Annotated in this window: 12 protein-coding genes and 2 tRNA genes; 7 read left to right on the top strand and 7 right to left on the bottom strand. The window is 50.7% G+C overall.

Annotation, left to right across the window (positions count from 1 at the left end; all coding sequences use genetic code 11):
* The first annotated feature begins 220 nt into the window (after window positions 1–220).
* Complete coding sequence (locus tag F566_RS32425; RefSeq protein WP_020406746.1) at window positions 221–487, top strand: PilZ domain-containing protein; 267 nt, start codon at window positions 221–223, stop codon at window positions 485–487.
* A gap of 647 nt (window positions 488–1,134) precedes the next feature.
* Complete coding sequence (locus F566_RS0109460; protein WP_020406745.1) at window positions 1,135–2,157, top strand: quinone-dependent dihydroorotate dehydrogenase; 1,023 nt, start codon at window positions 1,135–1,137, stop codon at window positions 2,155–2,157.
* Window positions 2,158–2,281: 124 nt separating this feature from the next.
* On the opposite strand, the gene rmf is transcribed toward F566_RS0109460, so the two are convergent.
* Window positions 2,282–2,491, bottom strand: a complete 210-nt coding sequence (gene rmf / locus F566_RS36275) for a ribosome modulation factor (RefSeq protein WP_026179888.1) — start codon at window positions 2,489–2,491, stop codon at window positions 2,282–2,284.
* 430 nt (window positions 2,492–2,921) lie between these two features.
* On the opposite strand from rmf, the gene rlmKL reads away from it, so the two are divergent.
* Window positions 2,922–5,117, top strand: a complete 2,196-nt coding sequence (gene rlmKL, locus F566_RS0109450) for a bifunctional 23S rRNA (guanine(2069)-N(7))-methyltransferase RlmK/23S rRNA (guanine(2445)-N(2))-methyltransferase RlmL (RefSeq protein WP_020406743.1) — start codon at window positions 2,922–2,924, stop codon at window positions 5,115–5,117.
* Window positions 5,118–5,214: 97 nt separating this feature from the next.
* On the opposite strand, the gene F566_RS0109440 is transcribed toward rlmKL, so the two are convergent.
* From F566_RS0109440 to F566_RS0109430, 3 genes are all read right to left on the bottom strand, one after another.
* Complete coding sequence (locus tag F566_RS0109440; protein ID WP_020406742.1) at window positions 5,215–5,829, bottom strand: porin family protein; 615 nt, start codon at window positions 5,827–5,829, stop codon at window positions 5,215–5,217.
* Window positions 5,830–5,972: 143 nt separating this feature from the next.
* Complete coding sequence (locus F566_RS0109435) at window positions 5,973–6,545, bottom strand: hypothetical protein (RefSeq protein ID WP_020406741.1); 573 nt, start codon at window positions 6,543–6,545, stop codon at window positions 5,973–5,975.
* Window positions 6,546–6,719: 174 nt separating this feature from the next.
* Window positions 6,720–7,211, bottom strand: coding sequence for a hypothetical protein (locus tag F566_RS0109430; protein ID WP_020406740.1), 492 nt, complete (start codon window positions 7,209–7,211; stop codon window positions 6,720–6,722).
* Between the two features lie 208 nt (window positions 7,212–7,419).
* Here F566_RS0109430 and F566_RS0109425 point away from each other — a divergent pair, with 208 nt between their 5' ends.
* Both F566_RS0109425 and F566_RS0109420 read left to right on the top strand, forming a co-directional pair.
* A complete protein-coding gene (locus tag F566_RS0109425; protein ID WP_020406739.1) occupies window positions 7,420–11,646 on the top strand; it encodes a hypothetical protein in 4,227 nt (1,408 codons plus the stop codon).
* A 191-nt stretch (window positions 11,647–11,837) separates the two neighbouring features.
* On the top strand, window positions 11,838–13,142 hold the full coding sequence (locus tag F566_RS0109420; protein ID WP_020406738.1) for a M18 family aminopeptidase: 1,305 nt from the start codon (window positions 11,838–11,840) through the stop codon (window positions 13,140–13,142).
* A 220-nt stretch (window positions 13,143–13,362) separates the two neighbouring features.
* Here the strand turns inward: F566_RS0109420 and F566_RS0109415 are convergent.
* Window positions 13,363–13,439, bottom strand: a tRNA-Pro gene (locus F566_RS0109415).
* A gap of 8 nt (window positions 13,440–13,447) precedes the next feature.
* Window positions 13,448–13,523 (bottom strand) — tRNA-Asn (locus F566_RS0109410).
* Between the two features lie 195 nt (window positions 13,524–13,718).
* Here F566_RS0109410 and F566_RS0109405 point away from each other — a divergent pair.
* Window positions 13,719–14,624, top strand: coding sequence for a universal stress protein (locus tag F566_RS0109405; RefSeq protein ID WP_020406737.1), 906 nt, complete (start codon window positions 13,719–13,721; stop codon window positions 14,622–14,624).
* Between the two features lie 26 nt (window positions 14,625–14,650).
* On the opposite strand, the gene F566_RS0109400 is transcribed toward F566_RS0109405, so the two are convergent.
* Window positions 14,651–16,054 carry a methyl-accepting chemotaxis protein gene (locus tag F566_RS0109400; protein WP_157496719.1) on the bottom strand — a complete coding sequence of 468 codons (1,404 nt, stop codon included), beginning with the start codon at window positions 16,052–16,054 and terminating at the stop codon, window positions 14,651–14,653.
* 42 nt (window positions 16,055–16,096) lie between these two features.
* On the opposite strand from F566_RS0109400, the gene F566_RS0109395 reads away from it, so the two are divergent.
* On the top strand, window positions 16,097–16,279 hold a 183-nt coding region (locus F566_RS0109395), incomplete at its 3' end, for a transposase (RefSeq protein ID WP_020405105.1).

Raw genomic sequence — 16,279 nt, 5'->3', positions numbered from 1 at the left:
GTTGGAATATAGTGGGGATGCAGATTTCTGTATATAGATAATCGCATGTTGTGGCTGCCAGTCATTGGCCTCACCTCATCTGTATAGTGTCTTATATAAGGGCTCTATTGTTTCGGCCCATTCCTAAGTGTAGTTAAGGATGAAATTGGAGGCGGCATATTGTCAGTCGGAGTCTTCTGCTATGCTGGTCAAAAAATAACCAATAATAAGGGTGGGGACTATGAGTTCACAGCAAGATCGTCGGCGTTTTGAGCGCCTTCGCACGTCAATGAATGTAATTCTCGATCATCCCTCTTCAGGACGTTATGTCGTAAAAGCAACAGATCTGTCAGAAGGTGGAGTATTTATCGAGGATCCTTCCCTGAGTTCTGCCAAGGTCGGAGACCGAGTTTCTCTGAGGGTCAATGGTTTACTGGCTTCAAGTCCAGAAGTGTTTTTAGAGGTTGTCAGACAAACTCAGGAAGGTGTGGGTCTGAAGTTTTACTGATCCACAAAGTTGGATTCATCCACAATTAAAAAGCGCGCATATCCCATGCGTGCTTTTTTTTGCATGTGACAAGCCAGTCACATTGCCAATTGGATTAATAACAACCAGATATAACATAATTTGATCGTTATTAAATGGGATGATTACTGCTTAAACAGTTATAAGTTGTTGATATTTAAAGGGTTAAATAACTGGTTAAAAAGTGTACAATTTGCTGTGGGGCTAACGACTCTAAGGGTTCCCGGATTTTTCCCTGATGATATTAACAAACTTATCCACAGATTTCGTGGATAAGTGACAGGCCTGTCATATTGCTCGAATTTCGTGCATTGGATTGCTGTAAAAAGCGTTTATAAAGTGGTCTTTTTGGTTAAAAAACTCTCGGATTTGCAGCTGATAAATAGGGTTTGGCTTCAAAATGAGCATTTAGGAGGGGAAGAATTGAATAACTTTAGGGTTGTGCATAAAGTTTCCTGGGGCTGTGAATAAATTTTCCTGGGGCTGTGAATAAAGTTTCGTATGGCTTGTGAGTAACTATTTGGAAGTTATGAAAGCGGGCCAGAGACTTTTAATAGAAGTCAGGTTGGTTATAATAGCGCGCCATTGCATTCTCTCACCTTAGTGCTCCTAACCAACGGATGTATTCCATGAGTTATCCCCTTGCCAGGAAATTGTTATTCCGCCTGCCCGCAGAAACCTCACATGATCTCTCGCTAAAAGCTCTAAAGCTGGCTAACGCGACCGGGATTCTTCCTTTGATGGTGCCCTCGGTCAGTGGGAAACCGGTTGAAGTTATGGGGCTCAAATTTCCAAATGCCGTTGGTCTGGCTGCTGGCCTGGATAAAAACGGCGACTATATTGATGGCCTGGCCCAATTTGGTTTTGGCTTTATAGAAGTTGGCACCGTTACTCCAAGAGCACAATCAGGAAATCCCAAACCGAGACTTTTCCGGCTAGAGGAAAAAGACGCGATCATTAACCGTATGGGATTCAATAATGAAGGGGTAGAGCACATGGTGCAGCGCCTTCGTAGCAAAAAATTCCAGGGCATCGTGGGAGTCAATGTCGGGAAAAACAAAGATACCCCTGCTGAAGAGGCTGCATCAGACTACGTTACCTGTATCAGGCGGGTCTATGAATATGCGTCTTACATTACCATCAATATCTCCTCGCCGAATACGCCCGGTCTGCGAGCGCTGCAGTTTGGTCAATCGCTGAAGACCATGTTGCAGGAAATCAAGGAATGCCAGGCGGAGTGTCATGCCCAGTTTGGGCGCTATGTCCCCTTTGTGGTGAAAATCGCCCCAGATATGTCGGACGATGAAATTAAAATGGTAGCAGCCACCATTTTGGAGTTTGGCATGGACGGCGTCATTGCCACCAATACCACGCTGTCACGTGAGGGCGTAGAAGGAAATGAGTATGGCAAAGAGCAGGGTGGGTTGAGTGGTGCGCCACTGACCAAGCGTTCAACACATGTCGTAAAAGTGTTGTGTGAGGCTGTTGAAGGGAAAATTCCGGTAATAGCTTCAGGGGGGGTCATGACAGCGAATGATGCCATGGAAAAGATTGCTGCGGGAGCCAGTCTGGTTCAGGTATACAGCGGGCTGATTTATCGTGGCCCGGCATTGGTTAGAGAAATCGTCGAGGCGATGGCGAAATCATCATGAAACCAGTAGATATGCTGATGTTGAGGAAGGGCGGCTTGGGCTGAAATGAAGAGGCCCGCCTAGCGGGCCTTATAAAGGGGCGAAGTGTTTGCCCCAGTGGGTGAACTGAAAATATGGAAACTGGTTAGGACGCGATACCGGGTAATTTATGTAATCCGGAGACGCCGACGTAGCCATCCCAATGATCTGTACGGCCGTCTCGCCAGCCATTAATCCATTCTTGTCGCATTTGCGGGTTCCCGGTGGGGCACAGGTCCTTTGATCGACCGCTGATGCCAGCTCTGTAACCCTTGAGGTACGCTCTTTCGAACATATCGCGCTTCTGTCTTCTCATTCTTCTTGAACCTCATTGTGTTCTGGGTTTAACAGGAATACCAATAGCAAGTAGCATGATTGGCCTGCTTCATTGGCTGAGAAAGAATTAAGAGTCTCCTTTTGCTCGATGTTGCTTTATATCCCTGGTGGGATGCGTCGTGGAAATAAATACGCGTATTAGTTAATTGAATTGCACGTTTAAAAATGTGCTACACAAGTAAGTTAAGCCAAAAAAAAATCGTAAGTACACAAATTATTTCATCTATGTGACGTTTTTTTTATAGTTTTGTGGAATTAGGCGGGGATAAGTTTTTGATCATACTGTATCTACCGCTGCTTCCGGGAAATGATATTTTTTGTAACTGTGGCCGGTTAGGGTCTGTCCTAGCCCACATTACCAATATTTAAAGCGGAAATAACCGCTAAACCCCATAGGCCTGTATTTTTATATGACCAATCAATCGGTGTTCAGTTTTTTCGTTTCATGTGCCAAAGGGCTGGAATATCTTCTGGAAAAGGAATTGCTGAATCTGGAAGTTAATGTCACTAAAACATCTCCTGCCGGCGTTTATGTCTCCGGGGGTCAGGCAGAGATGATGAGGATCTGCCTTAATTCACGGGTTGCCAGCCGGGTATTACTTGAACTGGGAGATACCCGGGAGGCTAACCGGGATGGCATATACCAGCTTGCCAGATCCGTTGACTGGAAGGAGTATCTGGAACCGGGGCAGGCCTATTGGATTGCTGCGTTTGGGTCCTGGGGTGAGATCAGGCATTCCCGGTTTGGGGCTCAGGTCGTCAAAGATGCGATTAATGATTATTTCAGAGATCAGCAGCTTGAAGTGCCGGCCATCAGCCGGGAAGAAGCGGGGCAGACCCTGCAATTGAATATTGGCAAGCACTCAACGCTGGGGATCGATGTGACAGGCCGCAGCCTGCATCAGCGTGGATATCGCCAGGAGGGGGAGGCCGCACCTCTTAAAGAAACTCTGGCGGCAGCGTTGCTTATGCGTGCAGGATGGCCTGAGCTGTGTGGAGAGGAGGGGGAGTTTTTCGATCCCATGTGTGGTTCAGGGACGCTGGTCATTGAAGCTGCCTTGATGGCATTGGATATTGCGCCTGGATTGATTCGCCCTCAGTTTGCCTTTCTGAAAGCACCTTGGTTTACCAAAGAATGTTGGATAAAAGAGCTTGGGGCGGCACAAGAGCGTGCAGTTATTGGTAAGCGGCGCTGGGCCGGCACCATTGCGGGCACTGATCTCAACCCTAAGGCGATCCAGGCCGCCAAACGTAATCTGTCGCGGGCGGGATTGGATCGCTGGGTGACTTTCAGTAAAGGGGATGCTATCAAAGCGACCCCACCACATAACACTGATTCTGACGGGCCGGCAGAATCTGTATTTAAGTTGTTGCTATCTAATCCTCCTTATGGGGAAAGGTTGGGGCAGGAGCTTGAGCTACGAGCGCTGTACCAGAATCTGGGCCGGCAGTTGAAGCGTGAGTTCCATGGTTGGAGAGCAGGCATATTCACCTCCAATGCAAACCTTGCCAGAGAGTTGGGGGTAAGGGCTAACAAGCAGTACAAGCTTTTTAACGGCAAATTGCCGACAACGCTGTTTCTGTTTGATGTGTATACCCAGAACCTTCCGTCCCATGAAGAGGCCCAGGTTCAGGGCGAAAAACGTATTTTTTCCGAGCAGGCACAGATGTTTGCCAATCGTCTTGCCAAGAATCTGAAAAAACGCCGTAAATGGGCGGCAAAGGAAAACCTGGAAGCCTACCGGCTTTATGATGCGGATATGCCCGAATATGCGGTTGCGATTGACTGGTATAACGGCGCAGTCTGTATTCAGGAATATGCGCCGCCAAAGTCCGTGGATGAAAATAAGGCCCATCAGCGTCTACTCGACGTGCTGGAAGTGGTGCCGGATGTGTGCGGTATTCCGAAGTCAGCCGTTTTTCTGAAGCAGCGGAAAAAACAAAAGGGCGCAGAGCAGTATGAAAAGGTGGACCGCAGTCATCGTGAGCTGGGGGTTCTGGAGCATGGTTGTAAGTTTTGGGTGAACCTGTCCGATTATCTGGATACCGGTCTTTTCCTGGATCATCGTCCCATGCGTTACTGGATTCAGAAACATGCTCGTGGCAAGCGGTTTCTCAATCTGTTTTGTTATACCGCCAGTGCCTCTGTGCATGCGGCTCATGGTGGGGCGGTTGCCACAACCAGTGTCGATCTGTCCCAGACTTATCTCAGCTGGGCGGAGCGAAACTTTGCGCTAAACCACCTTGCCGGTAAAAATCATCGTTTTGTTCGCGATAATGTCATGGAGTGGCTTGACCGGGAAAAAGGTCAGGGGGTTTATGATCTGGTATTTCTTGATCCGCCGACATTTTCAAATTCCAAGAAAATGGATTCTGTCTTGGATATTCAGCGGGATCATGTGGCGTTGATCAAGAAGACCATGGCTTTGGTATCGGAAGGTGGTTTGCTGATATTTTCTAACAACTATCGACGCTTCAAAATGGACGCTGATATTGAGAAAAACTATCAGGTTGAAGATAAAACCCGGGAGAGTCTGCCGGAAGATTTTGAGCGGAACCGACGCATACATCAGTGCTGGTTTATACGGCACCGAAGCGAGATATGAGTTAAGGCATGGGGCTGGAGCTGTGCAGGCTGAGGGATCAGCAGAACAGCCCCGGTCGTCGCTTTAACCAGGGCCAGACTCTGCCTGATCCAAGACGCTAAAATTCGTATTTGATGCCAGCGCTCATCTGATTGGTGCGGATGTCGGTAATTGAGTCCCGGTGCAATCGGCCGTATTCCAGGGTTCCCCAGAAATCCCCATATATGCGTATATCTGCACCCAGGATGTAGCTCATGCTGAATGAGCTGTCGGTGAGATCGTCCGGCAGTCTTCTAGGCTGGTCAGGGTCGGGGTACTCAACTTTACCGATCATATGCGTAAATCCAAACTGTGCGAATACCGTCATGTAATCGGTGGCAGGGTACTGGGCGCCCATATACCAACTGTAGTAATCCTCCACGCCAATGGAGATATATTCCTGTTGGCCAAAGGCGTCGGTCCTGGTTGAGCTGTTGATCTCGTCATCACTTACTCCCAATCCGGCCCGAAACTCGGTTTTGACGTAATCTGTGATATAAGTCCCCAGGACCAGGGTGCCGGCATAGGCTGTGCCCTTGCGATGGCCAAGGATGCGCTCGAACTCCAGTTGAGTCCAGTTGACGCCGATATAAGTCAGATCCTCTTTAGAGACTTCTGCCCCAGCTTGGGTGCTTAGCGTCAGCATGCCCGCCAAGAGTGGCCACAGTGCCAGGTTGGCTGAAAGTGTTTTCATTAAAGTGGGTGTCCTTGAAGTGAGGTTTCGTCGTTATTATCCTCGGCATTCTGACGGATGCTGGCACGTCCGTCACGGAAAAACGTCACAATTCAAACGGGTAGAGTCGTGGCCTTCCGGCTGGGTGCGGAAGGCCGGGAGGGTTACATCTTTGCCAGTGCCTGCATTTTGGTTTGGATGACTCTTTTAAGTTCCTTCTTTTCAAATCCGGTAATGCGAGGAGACAGGAAAGGGAGTCTTAGTCGGTGTAAATGCAGGCAGGGAACCTTGTCCTGAAACGGTTTGAGATCGCCTTTGACCAATACCGGTAAAAATGGATCATCTTCAGTGCGCATGCTGTTCAGCACCTGCATCGCCCGATTCATGGGAATAGGCTTGGCTGGCGCATCCGGATCCTTGGGTTTGATCAGCATCAGTAAACCCTGCTTGTTGATGACCTTACCTGGGATGATGTGAAAACCGGTTGCGGTGACGGATTCTTCGTTAACATGGTTGAAGGTGTCATGGAATGCGTACGGATTGGGCAGTATCACCAGGTTACGGTTGTAGTCTTCAGGGAAGTGCATGCTGTAGTTGGTGTAGATCTGGCCAACGGTTCCGGAAAAAACGCAAAGGACATTTTCAAACTGCAGCACAAACTTTTGTGCCCAGTCCCGGTCGCGCATCCGATCAATATCCCAGATCAGATCGGAATTATTTTGTTGTGTTATTTCCATGTTGATTCCATATGATCGGAGTCACCCTGAATCAGCCTGTTTCAAAAAATTAGCAGTGATCACAGTCTTCAACAAGGGGAACAGCGTATACATTTGTCGACTTTGTTAACCAGTCAGAATAATGTAGCCCTCGCTTGCCAGCGAGGTCCTCAGGTGGACAGGGTTGCGTTAGCTCTACTCCAGTGTCTGACACTGATTGGCGATCTGCAGCATCACGTAGACATTGTTCTCGGCATTAAAACCAGAGATTCCATGCTCCTGCAGTAATTCCTCGCGGTAACGAAGGAATTCCTCAAACCCCAAGCCTGGAGGGAAGCGGGTAAATGGCTGGATGTTAAATGGCAGCTCCATTTCAAAGCTGTCGAATAACCTGATCAGCCAATCTTCATCAAGATCAAGGCCGTCCACATAGACGGTCATGTCACCCAGATCCTGGGCCAATGCTTTAACGACATCCAAAGCTGTGTCGCCCTGATCGAACAGGTGCTCCCGGGTCAGGCCGTGGCTGTGCTGGTAGCTGAAGTCCCAGTCGACCCAGTCGTCCTCCGGAATGATCAATGCCGTGTTGATGACGCCGTCTTCGGTTGACCAGGCAATACAGATCGGGTAGCCGTCCTCGTCAGGACTACTCGCTTCGATATCGATAAACAGGGCTGGTTCATTCATGTGGCGGAGCTCAGTAAGTGATTGACCCTACATTATATTTGTTCATAGTGATTTGGCTAGAGTCTGTTGAGGTTTCATCGGTAGCCGAGTCTGTGCAATAGTATAAGTACATGAAATTAGGAGGGTGATTGTGCCCGACCTATTGCCGGAACAAGGCAGTACCCTTCCGGGTTTTCTCCTTAGCTGATAATGATTAGGGATATCAGGCATGCTCATCGCCAGGTTGGTTATATTACTCGTACTACTTCTCCTGATTCCGTCGGTATATGCCAAGGCACTGGTGCCTGCACCGCTTCAGCCCTGGACATCCTGGGTGTTGGACAGGGTTGAAAACCTGGATTGCACTCCTCTCTACCATAGCGCCGAGCGGAAAGTTTGTACCTGGGTGGGAGCTGCATCCTTGAATATTGATGTTCAGCGCCTGCGGTTTCAGTTTTCCGTCAGGATGCTGGAAGAAGGTTGGCAATCGCTACCGGGAACAGACGAACTCTGGCCCCAGGAAGTCCGGGTCGGTGGGAATCGGGCGCCGGTGGTGAGTCGGCAGGGGGTTCCTTATGTTCGTCTTGATTCTGGAACGCATACCATCAAGGGAGTGATCCGATGGTCAGCGTTGCCTCAGAGTATTCGCTTACCTCTTTCCTTTGCCATGATCGACCTCAAGCCAGACAAAGAATTGGAAGGGCGTGTTTATATCGATGAAAGAAACCGACTGTGGTTAGTCAGGGAACAGGTCCGCACCGAGCCTCAGACTGAAAACCTCACAGCGCGGGTGTATCGTAAGCTGGTCGATAGCGAGCCCAAGAATATGGAGGTGGTAATACAGCTGGAAGTGTCCGGTAGTGAGCGGGAAGTCATGCTGCAGACGCTACAGCTACCGGGTTGGACCCTGGTGGATTTTCAGTCGCCGTTGCCGGCCCGAATTGAAGACAGTGGTGCTCTGAGAATGCAGGTTCGGCCTGGGATATGGCAGGTTAAATCCAGTTTTCGTCAACACAATCGATTGAATGTCTTTCGCCCTCGAATTGATGCTGCCAGTGGCTGGCCGACGCAGGAAATATGGGTGGTTCAAAGCCGACCTGATCTGCGTCGAATTGCCATAGAGGGGGAGGCTGTTGATCCGCAGCAAACCACGCTGCCAGAAGCGTGGAAATCTTTGCCTGCATATCGTCTTGGTGATGGCGACAGGCTTTATCTGAGGGAGTTGAGTCGGGGGCAGCAGCAAACAGGAGAGAACCGGCTGCGGCAGGATTCGGAAATCTGGTTGTCTTTTGCGGCGGATCGGTGGTTCTGGAGAGACTCATTGCAGGGGCAGATAAGTCGCGATTGGCGCCTGGAGCAGGCGGCGCCTTTTGTGCTCGGTCATACCAAAGTGGATGGAAAGCCACAGCTGATTACCCAGCTTTCCGGAGCAGGACTGCGGGGAGCAGAGGTGCGTCATCAGCAGACCACCCTCGAAGCGGTTAGTACTATGCCGGTGATCAAGAATGGCTGGTCGATCACTTTGCCCGCCTCTGGGTGGTTGGAGAGTGGGGACTTTGAGTATATTAACACTCGGGCCAATTTGCCTCCGGGATGGTGGCCGGTGGCCGTGACCGGGGCTGACAGAAGTCAGGGAAGTTGGCTGGATCAGTGGACTTTATGGGATGTGTTTCTCTGGTTGCTCATTGTTGCTGCCTTTTGGCGAATGGAGGGGTGGCTGGCAGGAGGGGCGGCTGCGATAGGATTGGCTTTTGCCTATCACGAGATTTCATCGCCAGTGGTAGTCTGGTTGGCAGTATTGATTCCGTTGGCACTGTTGCGGGTCGTGGATCATCCTCTCTGGCGGGGTGTGCTGAACATTTGGCGCTGGGGAGCCTTCCTGGCGGTGGTAGCGTTGCTGCTGAACTACAGTGTGAGTCAACTGCGCATGAGTATATATCCGCAACTGGAAATGGTGGGGCAGGTTGAGCAGGAATATGAGCCGGCCCATGAGCCGCTTTATGAGGGCTCGGTAGCCGAATCTAACGAACTTTCCTCGGCCAGACAGCTCTACCAGGCACCTATGGCACCAGCCAAAATGGAAAAGCGGGACATGTCCCAAAGCCTGCTGGATGAGCCATGGCAGACAGGTCCGGGTATTCCTGACTGGCGCTGGCGTACTATCAGTCTGAGTTGGAATGGGGGAATGACGGAGGGGCAGGCGGCAAAATTAATGGTTCTGACTCCTGCGCAGACCCGGTTGGTCCGGGTGATTCATGTTGGTCTTCTGGTCGGATTGGTAGTGGTGCTGCTGGGCCACAGGCGGCGTCCTTCCGATTTACAGCCTGAGCCACCCTCTACACCCTCTGAGGGGGCTGGTAGCGTTCCTATTCTGCTTGTCTGTGCTTTGCTTTTCCTGCCGTTGTTTTCTCAGGAGGCCATGGCAAACAACTTTCCTTCCCCGGAGTTGTTGGGGGAGTTGCAGAGCCGCTTGACTCAGGCGCCAGAGTGTATGCCAGATTGTGCGGATCTGAATAGTGTGGAGCTGGTTCTTGATGGATACAGCCTCACGGTATCAATGGAGTTAAGTGCGCTGGAGGAGGTGGTTATTCCAGTGCCTGCCAAAGCTGGGTACTGGGTGCCTAAGCGGGTATTTCTTGATGGTCGCGAAGTGAAGTTTGCGACGGCATTGTCGGCAGCCAAGGGGGAGGGGGCTGTTGGAAACTGGATGGTGTCGGTTGAAGCCGGAGTGCATGAACTGGTGCTTGAAGGGAGTGTGCGGGAGAAGGATCAGTTCAAGCTGTTTTTTCCTCTTCAGCCCCAGCGATTTACCAGTCAGGTGACAGATTGGGTAATGAGTGGGGCGAATGAGCAGGGGATGCAAGGCTCTGAGCTTGGATTTGAAAGAACCTCTGTCAGTCAGCGGAGAGCAGAAAGTCGGCATTCGTTATTTCAGGAATCGGCGCCTGCTTTTGTCCGGGTTGAGAGAATTATCGAGCTTGGGCTCCGATGGCGGGTCAGAACCCGGGTAAGTCGTATCGCGCCATTGCGGGGAGCTGTATCTCTGGCTGTGCCGCTGTTGCCGGGGGAGAGTGTGGTAAAGGGGGCTGCCTCAGCAAAAGACGGATATGCGCATTTTACGCTGCCTGATCTGTCCTCTCAGATTGAGTGGGAGTCAACCTTGTCCGGTGTTGACCGGATTGATCTGATGGCGCCTGTCAGTGTGCCCTGGAGCGAGCACTGGGAAGTGTCGGTCAGTCCTCATTGGCGGCTGAATTTCTCAGGGCTGGCGCCTTACCAGATTGTTTCCAGGGGAGTCTGGCAGCCTCGTTGGCAGCCGCGTCCCGGTGAGTCTGTCTTGCTGGAGGTGAGTCAGCCGGTGCCAGTATCCGGGCAGTTGTTAACGGTTGATCGCGTAGATCTGCATCAGGATATCAGGAGCAAATCCAAAAGAGTGGATTTGAGTATTCAGCTTCGCAGCTCCAAGAGCCAACGGTTTCGATTTGATTTGCCTTCAGGGGCTGAGCTGCAGAGCGTTATTCTCAGTGGCGAAGACATTCCTCGTGGTAACAACTCTGGGGAGGTGGACGTTGTTCTTGGCTACGGACACGAGACTCTCCAGGTTGTCTGGACCATGCCACTTGGTGAATCTGGTTGGGAGTACTCTACACCTGAACTGCAGTTGCCGGTCGCCTCAAGCAACATTAACCTGACAACTGTTTTGCCTGGTGCGGTATGGCCTGTATGGACCGGTGGTCCGGCGCTAGGCCCGGCAGTGTTGTTTTGGGGGGTGTTGTTTGTCACGCTTGCCGTGGCCTGGTTTTTAGGTGGTCACCAGGGAAATCCCCTGGGCCGGGTATCCTGGGTGATTCTGGCCCTGGGAGCTACTTTGGGCTGGGTTCAGGGGCTGTTGATACTGGTGGTCTGGTTTTATTCTCTGCAATACCGTAAAGGCCTGACCATGTCGCGGGGAAAATGGCTTCGCAGGGGGTATCAGGTCTGGTTGGTGTTGTTGACTCTGCTCACCATTGGATGGGTTGTCAGTAGTATTCCGCAGGGACTGATTGGCCGGCCTATGGATTATGTTGCAGGTAACGGCTCCTCCATGAATGTGATGCGTTGGTACGCTGATGTGGCTGAGGGCGGCTTGCCTGATGCTCGGGTTATTGTGGTGCCTGTCATGTTATACCGTCTGGCAATTCTGTTGTGGGCGCTATGGTTGGCATTTGCCATGCTGAACTGGCTGCAATGGGGGTGGCAGAAGTTTAGTGAGTCGCTTGAAGTAGGAGATGGAGTCGGCACTAAGGAGGTATCATTAAGTTCCCCTGAGCTTGAAAAAGATTCGAATAAAGATGTATTCGGGGGTGGCGGGCCTTCGTCAACGGACCCTGAATCAGCTCAAAGTGAAGCCACTGGCGCGGAAAGCCCGGACCCTGACAAACCCTTGAATAAGCCAGGGTCAGATAATGACGGGTAACTTTCTGGCGAATTAACCGGTGGCTGGTTAAACTGAGCACCGCATTGTCGCAGGTCTCCGAGAGTTTGTTTTGGGAATGGAGATTGATCTGGCGCTGATACACCCAATGGTCAGGCGGCGTTTACAAGGTCTAGTCTCGCTCCGTGATCCAGAGATCACTTTGTCCTGCTTTGAAATTTGGTAGTGATTTGATGAAAAAAGAACAGTTTAATCAGGAATTGCTCAAATTCCTTAATGCTTCCCCCACACCTTTTCATGCTGTAGCCACTATGGCAGAACGTCTGCAGGCAGAAGGTTTTAAGCGATTGGATGAGTCTCATGAGTGGTCGCTGAAGCCGGGCGGGCGTTATTTTGTGATTCGTAATGGTTCATCCATTGTTGCGTTTTCCGGAATCAAAACACCGATGGAGCTTACCGGGGTGCGCTTGTTTGGGGCGCACACTGACAGTCCTTGCTTGAAGCTCAAGCCTCAGCCTGAAATTCATCGCAAAGGTTATCTTCAATTGGGCGTTGAGGTGTACGGCGGGGCGTTGTTAAATCCCTGGTTTGACCGGGATTTGTCCATAGCGGGTCGGGTAACCTGTCTGGATTCGAACGGTAATATCCGCAACCTTCTGATTGATTGGCAGCGCCCGGTTGCCACTATTCCGAGTCTGGCGATTCATTTGGATCGTGAGGCCAATAATAGCCGAACGGTGAACCCCCAAACTCAGCTACCTGCTGTTCTTATGCAGGTGGGAGAAGATCAGAAAGTTGATTTCAGGCAGCTTTTATTGGATCGGGTCAGAGAAGAGCATGATGCTGCGGATGTGGTCAGGGTGTTGGATTTTGAACTCTGTTTGTATGATGTTCAGGGGGCAAGTCTGGTGGGAATGAGTGAGCAGTTTATTACTTCCGCGCGTCTGGACAATCTGCTGAGCTGTTATACCGGGATGCAGGCATTGCTGGCCAGCAATGGAGACTACCCGGCAGTATTGGTATGTAACGACCATGAAGAAGTGGGAAGCACTTCTGCTGAAGGGGCTTCAGGGCCATTTTTGAGATCTCTCCTGCTCAGGTTGACGGAAGAAGAGGGACGGCTTGGGCAGACTTTGAGTCGGTCGGTTATGTTCTCGGCAGACAATGCTCACGGTATTCATCCCAACTTTATGGACAGGCATGATGATAATCATGGGCCAGTTCTCAATCAGGGGCCGGTCATTAAGGTGAACGCCAATCAACGCTATGCCACCAATAGCGTAACCAGCAGCTTTTACCGACAATTAAGTGAACAATTGGGGGTGCCGTATCAAGTCTTTGTGGTGAGAACGGATATGGCTTGTGGAAGTACCATTGGTCCGCTGACGGCTGCTGAACTGGGTGTGAAAACGCTGGATATCGGGGCTCCTCAGTGGGCGATGCACTCCATTCGGGAGATGTGTGGCACCGATGATGCCTATCATCTGTTCAAGGTTTCCCAGGCGTTCTTCAATACAGAGAGTCTGCCGATGGTATAGCGAATCGGAGATGGGGTGCACGTTTTTGTGCGCCCTGTCTTTTGTTGGTTGTCTTTATTAAGGCGCGAGCGGATAGTGGATGTTATTGCAATGGAAAATTGCTGAGCTTTTACTGCAGCGCGTGTAACGGCAGGTGGTCGTCAGAAGATATTGTATTGATAAGCTGTCTTTGGGTTAAAGACTAATTAGGGAATTAAATACAAACTAGGAAAGAAGAAAGTGGTCGGGGTAGAGAGATTCGAACTCCCGACATCCTGCTCCCAAAGCAGGCGCGCTACCAGACTGCGCTATACCCCGTAGAGAAATGGCTCCCCGAGCTGGACTCGAACCAGCGACCCAATGATTAACAGTCATTTGCTCTACCAACTGAGCTATCGGGGAACGTCAATTTCGAGGCCGGAATAATAATGATTTGGACTAATCCCGTCAACCTTTTCTATGCTTAATTAAACAAACAAATGCTATTTTTTTCATCCGGTGCTGGATTTTGGCTCGTAAAAGACTATAACTGGTTGAAAAATAAGCTTTGATGAGACTGTTTTTCAGAATGCTTCCCAATATTGTGGAGGGGTCGTTATGGAGATTAATACCATTCTGGTGGTGATGGACCCCACCAAGACTGATCAGCCGATCATTGGGCGTTGTATTCGCATAGCAAGAGCATTTGGCGCCAGAGTTGAATTGTTCGAGGCGGAATTCAGAACCGCGCTGGAATCCAGCTATCCTTTTGATACTCATGCACTTCATGAGGCTCGAGAGGCGTTTCTGTCAAAGCGTCGTCGAGTATTGGGAGGCGTGGCTGAAAAACTGGAGGAAGAGGGAGTGACCGCGTCGGTTCATGTTTGCTGGGAGAGACCGCTGTATACAGCGATTCTGACACGGGCGGAACAGATTCAGGCAGATATCATAATCAAGGCTACTCATCATCACTCTTTGCTTAATCGGGCACTCTTTACCAATACGGACTGGCACCTGATCCGGGAGGCGAATGTACCGCTCTGGTTTGTGCGGGAAGAGCATGATTGGGGAAGTCACCTTGAGCTGATGGCCGCGGTGGATCCATTATCATTTAGTGAAGAGGCCGAAAAACTTAATCCCAAAATACTGGAACTGGCGCACAAAGTTTCATGCAATCTTCCGTCAACGCTCAGTGTGGGGCATGCTTATGAGCCGATTCCAACCGGTATGTTGCTGGAGTTTGATACTGTCGTCTCGGACTATGAAAGCTATCGGGATCAGGTGCAGGCGGAACACCAACAGGCATTGGACAGATTATTGGAGCAGCACGTTGAAGCCACCACAAAAGTCTATTTCGAGGAAGGCGCTCCAGAGAGGTTCCTTCCCGATTGTGTCAACCGGGAAGGGGTCGATATCCTTGTGATGGGGGCAGTCAGCCGGGATGGATTCGACCGGCTGTTTATTGGTAGTACGGCAGAGCGTGTACTGGAGCACATTCAGTGCGACGTGCTCGTTGTTAAGTAGCGATTCTGATCGAGCTGGAGCTCTGATCAGGTTTTGAACCTGGATACGTTGGTTTCCAGTTGTCCGGCCAGCTGATTGATATTTGAGCTGTTTTCCGAGGTGGTGTTGACCTGTTTCCAGCTCTCCTCCAGCAGCTCTTCCAAAGTATGCATGCTGTTGGCAATTCCCTCCGCGTGCTTGGCCTGCTCATCGGTGGTTCGGGCAACCTGTTCTATTAATGCGGTGGCATTGCCAATCTGGTCGTTCGTGTGTGTAACGGATGTGCCCAGTTGCTGAATCTGATTCAGGCTGTCCTGAGTCATTTCGTTACTTTGTGTCATCATGCTGGCGGCTTGTTGGGCATCTTTCTGCAGTTCCTCCATGATGACACGGATTTCATCAGTAGAGTCCCGGGTGCGCATGGCCAGTTGCCTGACTTCATCGGCGACCACCGCAAAGCCCCTGCCATGATCTCCCGCCCGAGCCGCCTCTATCGCGGCGTTAAGGGCCAGTAGATTGGTTTGTTCGGCAATGCTGTTGATGACCAGCAGAACTTCAGAAATCTTAGCGCTACTGGTCGCCAGGCGTTCCATGGTGGAGGCAGACATCTGCATTTGGTCAGCCAGTTGGTTCAGCATAGTGGTATTGTCGTTCAGCAAAGTTTGTCCCTCGCTCGATTCGCTGGCAATGGAGTTGGCAATCTCCTGCAATCGGGCTGTCTGTTCTGCAATATCCCGGAAACTGTGAGAAATAATTTCCGTTGCGCTCACAACTGTCTGGAACTCTGCCTGCTGGCGTTTGAGGCTGGCTTCGCCCAGGGACGCGGCGTTTTGCAACTGATGGGAGGACTCCCCAAGGTCTGAGGTGGTGGTATTGATTCCAGTGCAGATATTGCGGATTAATTCCACAAACCGGTTAAAAGCATCTGACAACCTGCCGAGTTCGTCGGTTCCGACGTAATTCAGTCGTTTGGTGAGGTCGCCGCCGCCCTGAGCAATGTCTTCCATCGTGCTTACGACTGCCTTGATGGGGCTGGTGATAAAACGTGAAATGATCAGGGTAAGGACAACTGCAATCACAATAATGGCGACTGAAAAGATCATGATGGTCGCAATCTCATTGGTCAGAGCGTCCCGGATCTTGTTGCTGGCTTCGCTTAAATCTCCCCAAATCATTTCTTGTTCACTGGCAACATCTGACAGAACTCTTTGAGTCAGCGGTGTAATTTGTTGCTGCAGAATATCCTGTTGTTGCCTGACCAGTTCGAAGACTCGCTGGGTGTCCGCGGCCAGTTGGGAGAGGTTGGTATCAATCTCTTTGATCCACCGGACATGATCTTCTTTGCGTAGCCTGTCCTGCAGGTCCAAAACCGCATTTTGTGCGCCGTAGAGTTCCATCAGATAGGCGTCAATCGTAAGCGTCCGGTAACCCCATCTTGAGCGCGCTACCAACTGACTGGATAGTGTCCACTTATTTTTTAGTGGACACTTGTTATGATTGTCATAAGCGCACCTCGCTCCTCCAGAAAACGTCGCCAATATTCCGCAGAATTTAAAGCTAAGATTATTGCTGCCTGCCAACAGCCGGGGGTCTCTGTTTCTGCCATCGCTCTGGATAACGGGCTCAATGCCAATCTGGTTCGACGCTGGATCAGCGACGCGAAGAAACTCGGCTCT

This window comes from Hahella ganghwensis DSM 17046 (assembly GCF_000376785.1).
In the GTDB taxonomy this organism is placed as follows: domain Bacteria; phylum Pseudomonadota; class Gammaproteobacteria; order Pseudomonadales; family Oleiphilaceae; genus Hahella; species Hahella ganghwensis.
The sequence above is the reverse complement of the archived record's forward strand: the minus strand, read 5'-3'. Positions and strand labels throughout refer to the sequence as shown.

Bases quoted from the DNA above. Each gene is read 5' to 3' on its own strand.
- F566_RS0109405 (WP_020406737.1), top strand. From the start codon at position 13,719: ATGGAGATTAATACCATTCTGGTGGTGATGGACCCCACCAAGACTGAT.
- F566_RS0109440 (WP_020406742.1), bottom strand. From the start codon at position 5,829: ATGAAAACACTTTCAGCCAACCTGGCACTGTGGCCACTCTTGGCGGGC.
- F566_RS0109460 (WP_020406745.1), top strand. From the start codon at position 1,135: ATGAGTTATCCCCTTGCCAGGAAATTGTTATTCCGCCTGCCCGCAGAA.
- rmf (WP_026179888.1), bottom strand. From the start codon at position 2,491: ATGAGAAGACAGAAGCGCGATATGTTCGAAAGAGCGTACCTCAAGGGT.
- F566_RS0109435 (WP_020406741.1), bottom strand. From the start codon at position 6,545: ATGGAAATAACACAACAAAATAATTCCGATCTGATCTGGGATATTGAT.
- rlmKL (WP_020406743.1), top strand. From the start codon at position 2,922: ATGACCAATCAATCGGTGTTCAGTTTTTTCGTTTCATGTGCCAAAGGG.
- F566_RS0109430 (WP_020406740.1), bottom strand. From the start codon at position 7,211: ATGAATGAACCAGCCCTGTTTATCGATATCGAAGCGAGTAGTCCTGAC.
- F566_RS32425 (WP_020406746.1), top strand. From the start codon at position 221: ATGAGTTCACAGCAAGATCGTCGGCGTTTTGAGCGCCTTCGCACGTCA.
- F566_RS0109420 (WP_020406738.1), top strand. From the start codon at position 11,838: ATGAAAAAAGAACAGTTTAATCAGGAATTGCTCAAATTCCTTAATGCT.
- F566_RS0109425 (WP_020406739.1), top strand. From the start codon at position 7,420: ATGCTCATCGCCAGGTTGGTTATATTACTCGTACTACTTCTCCTGATT.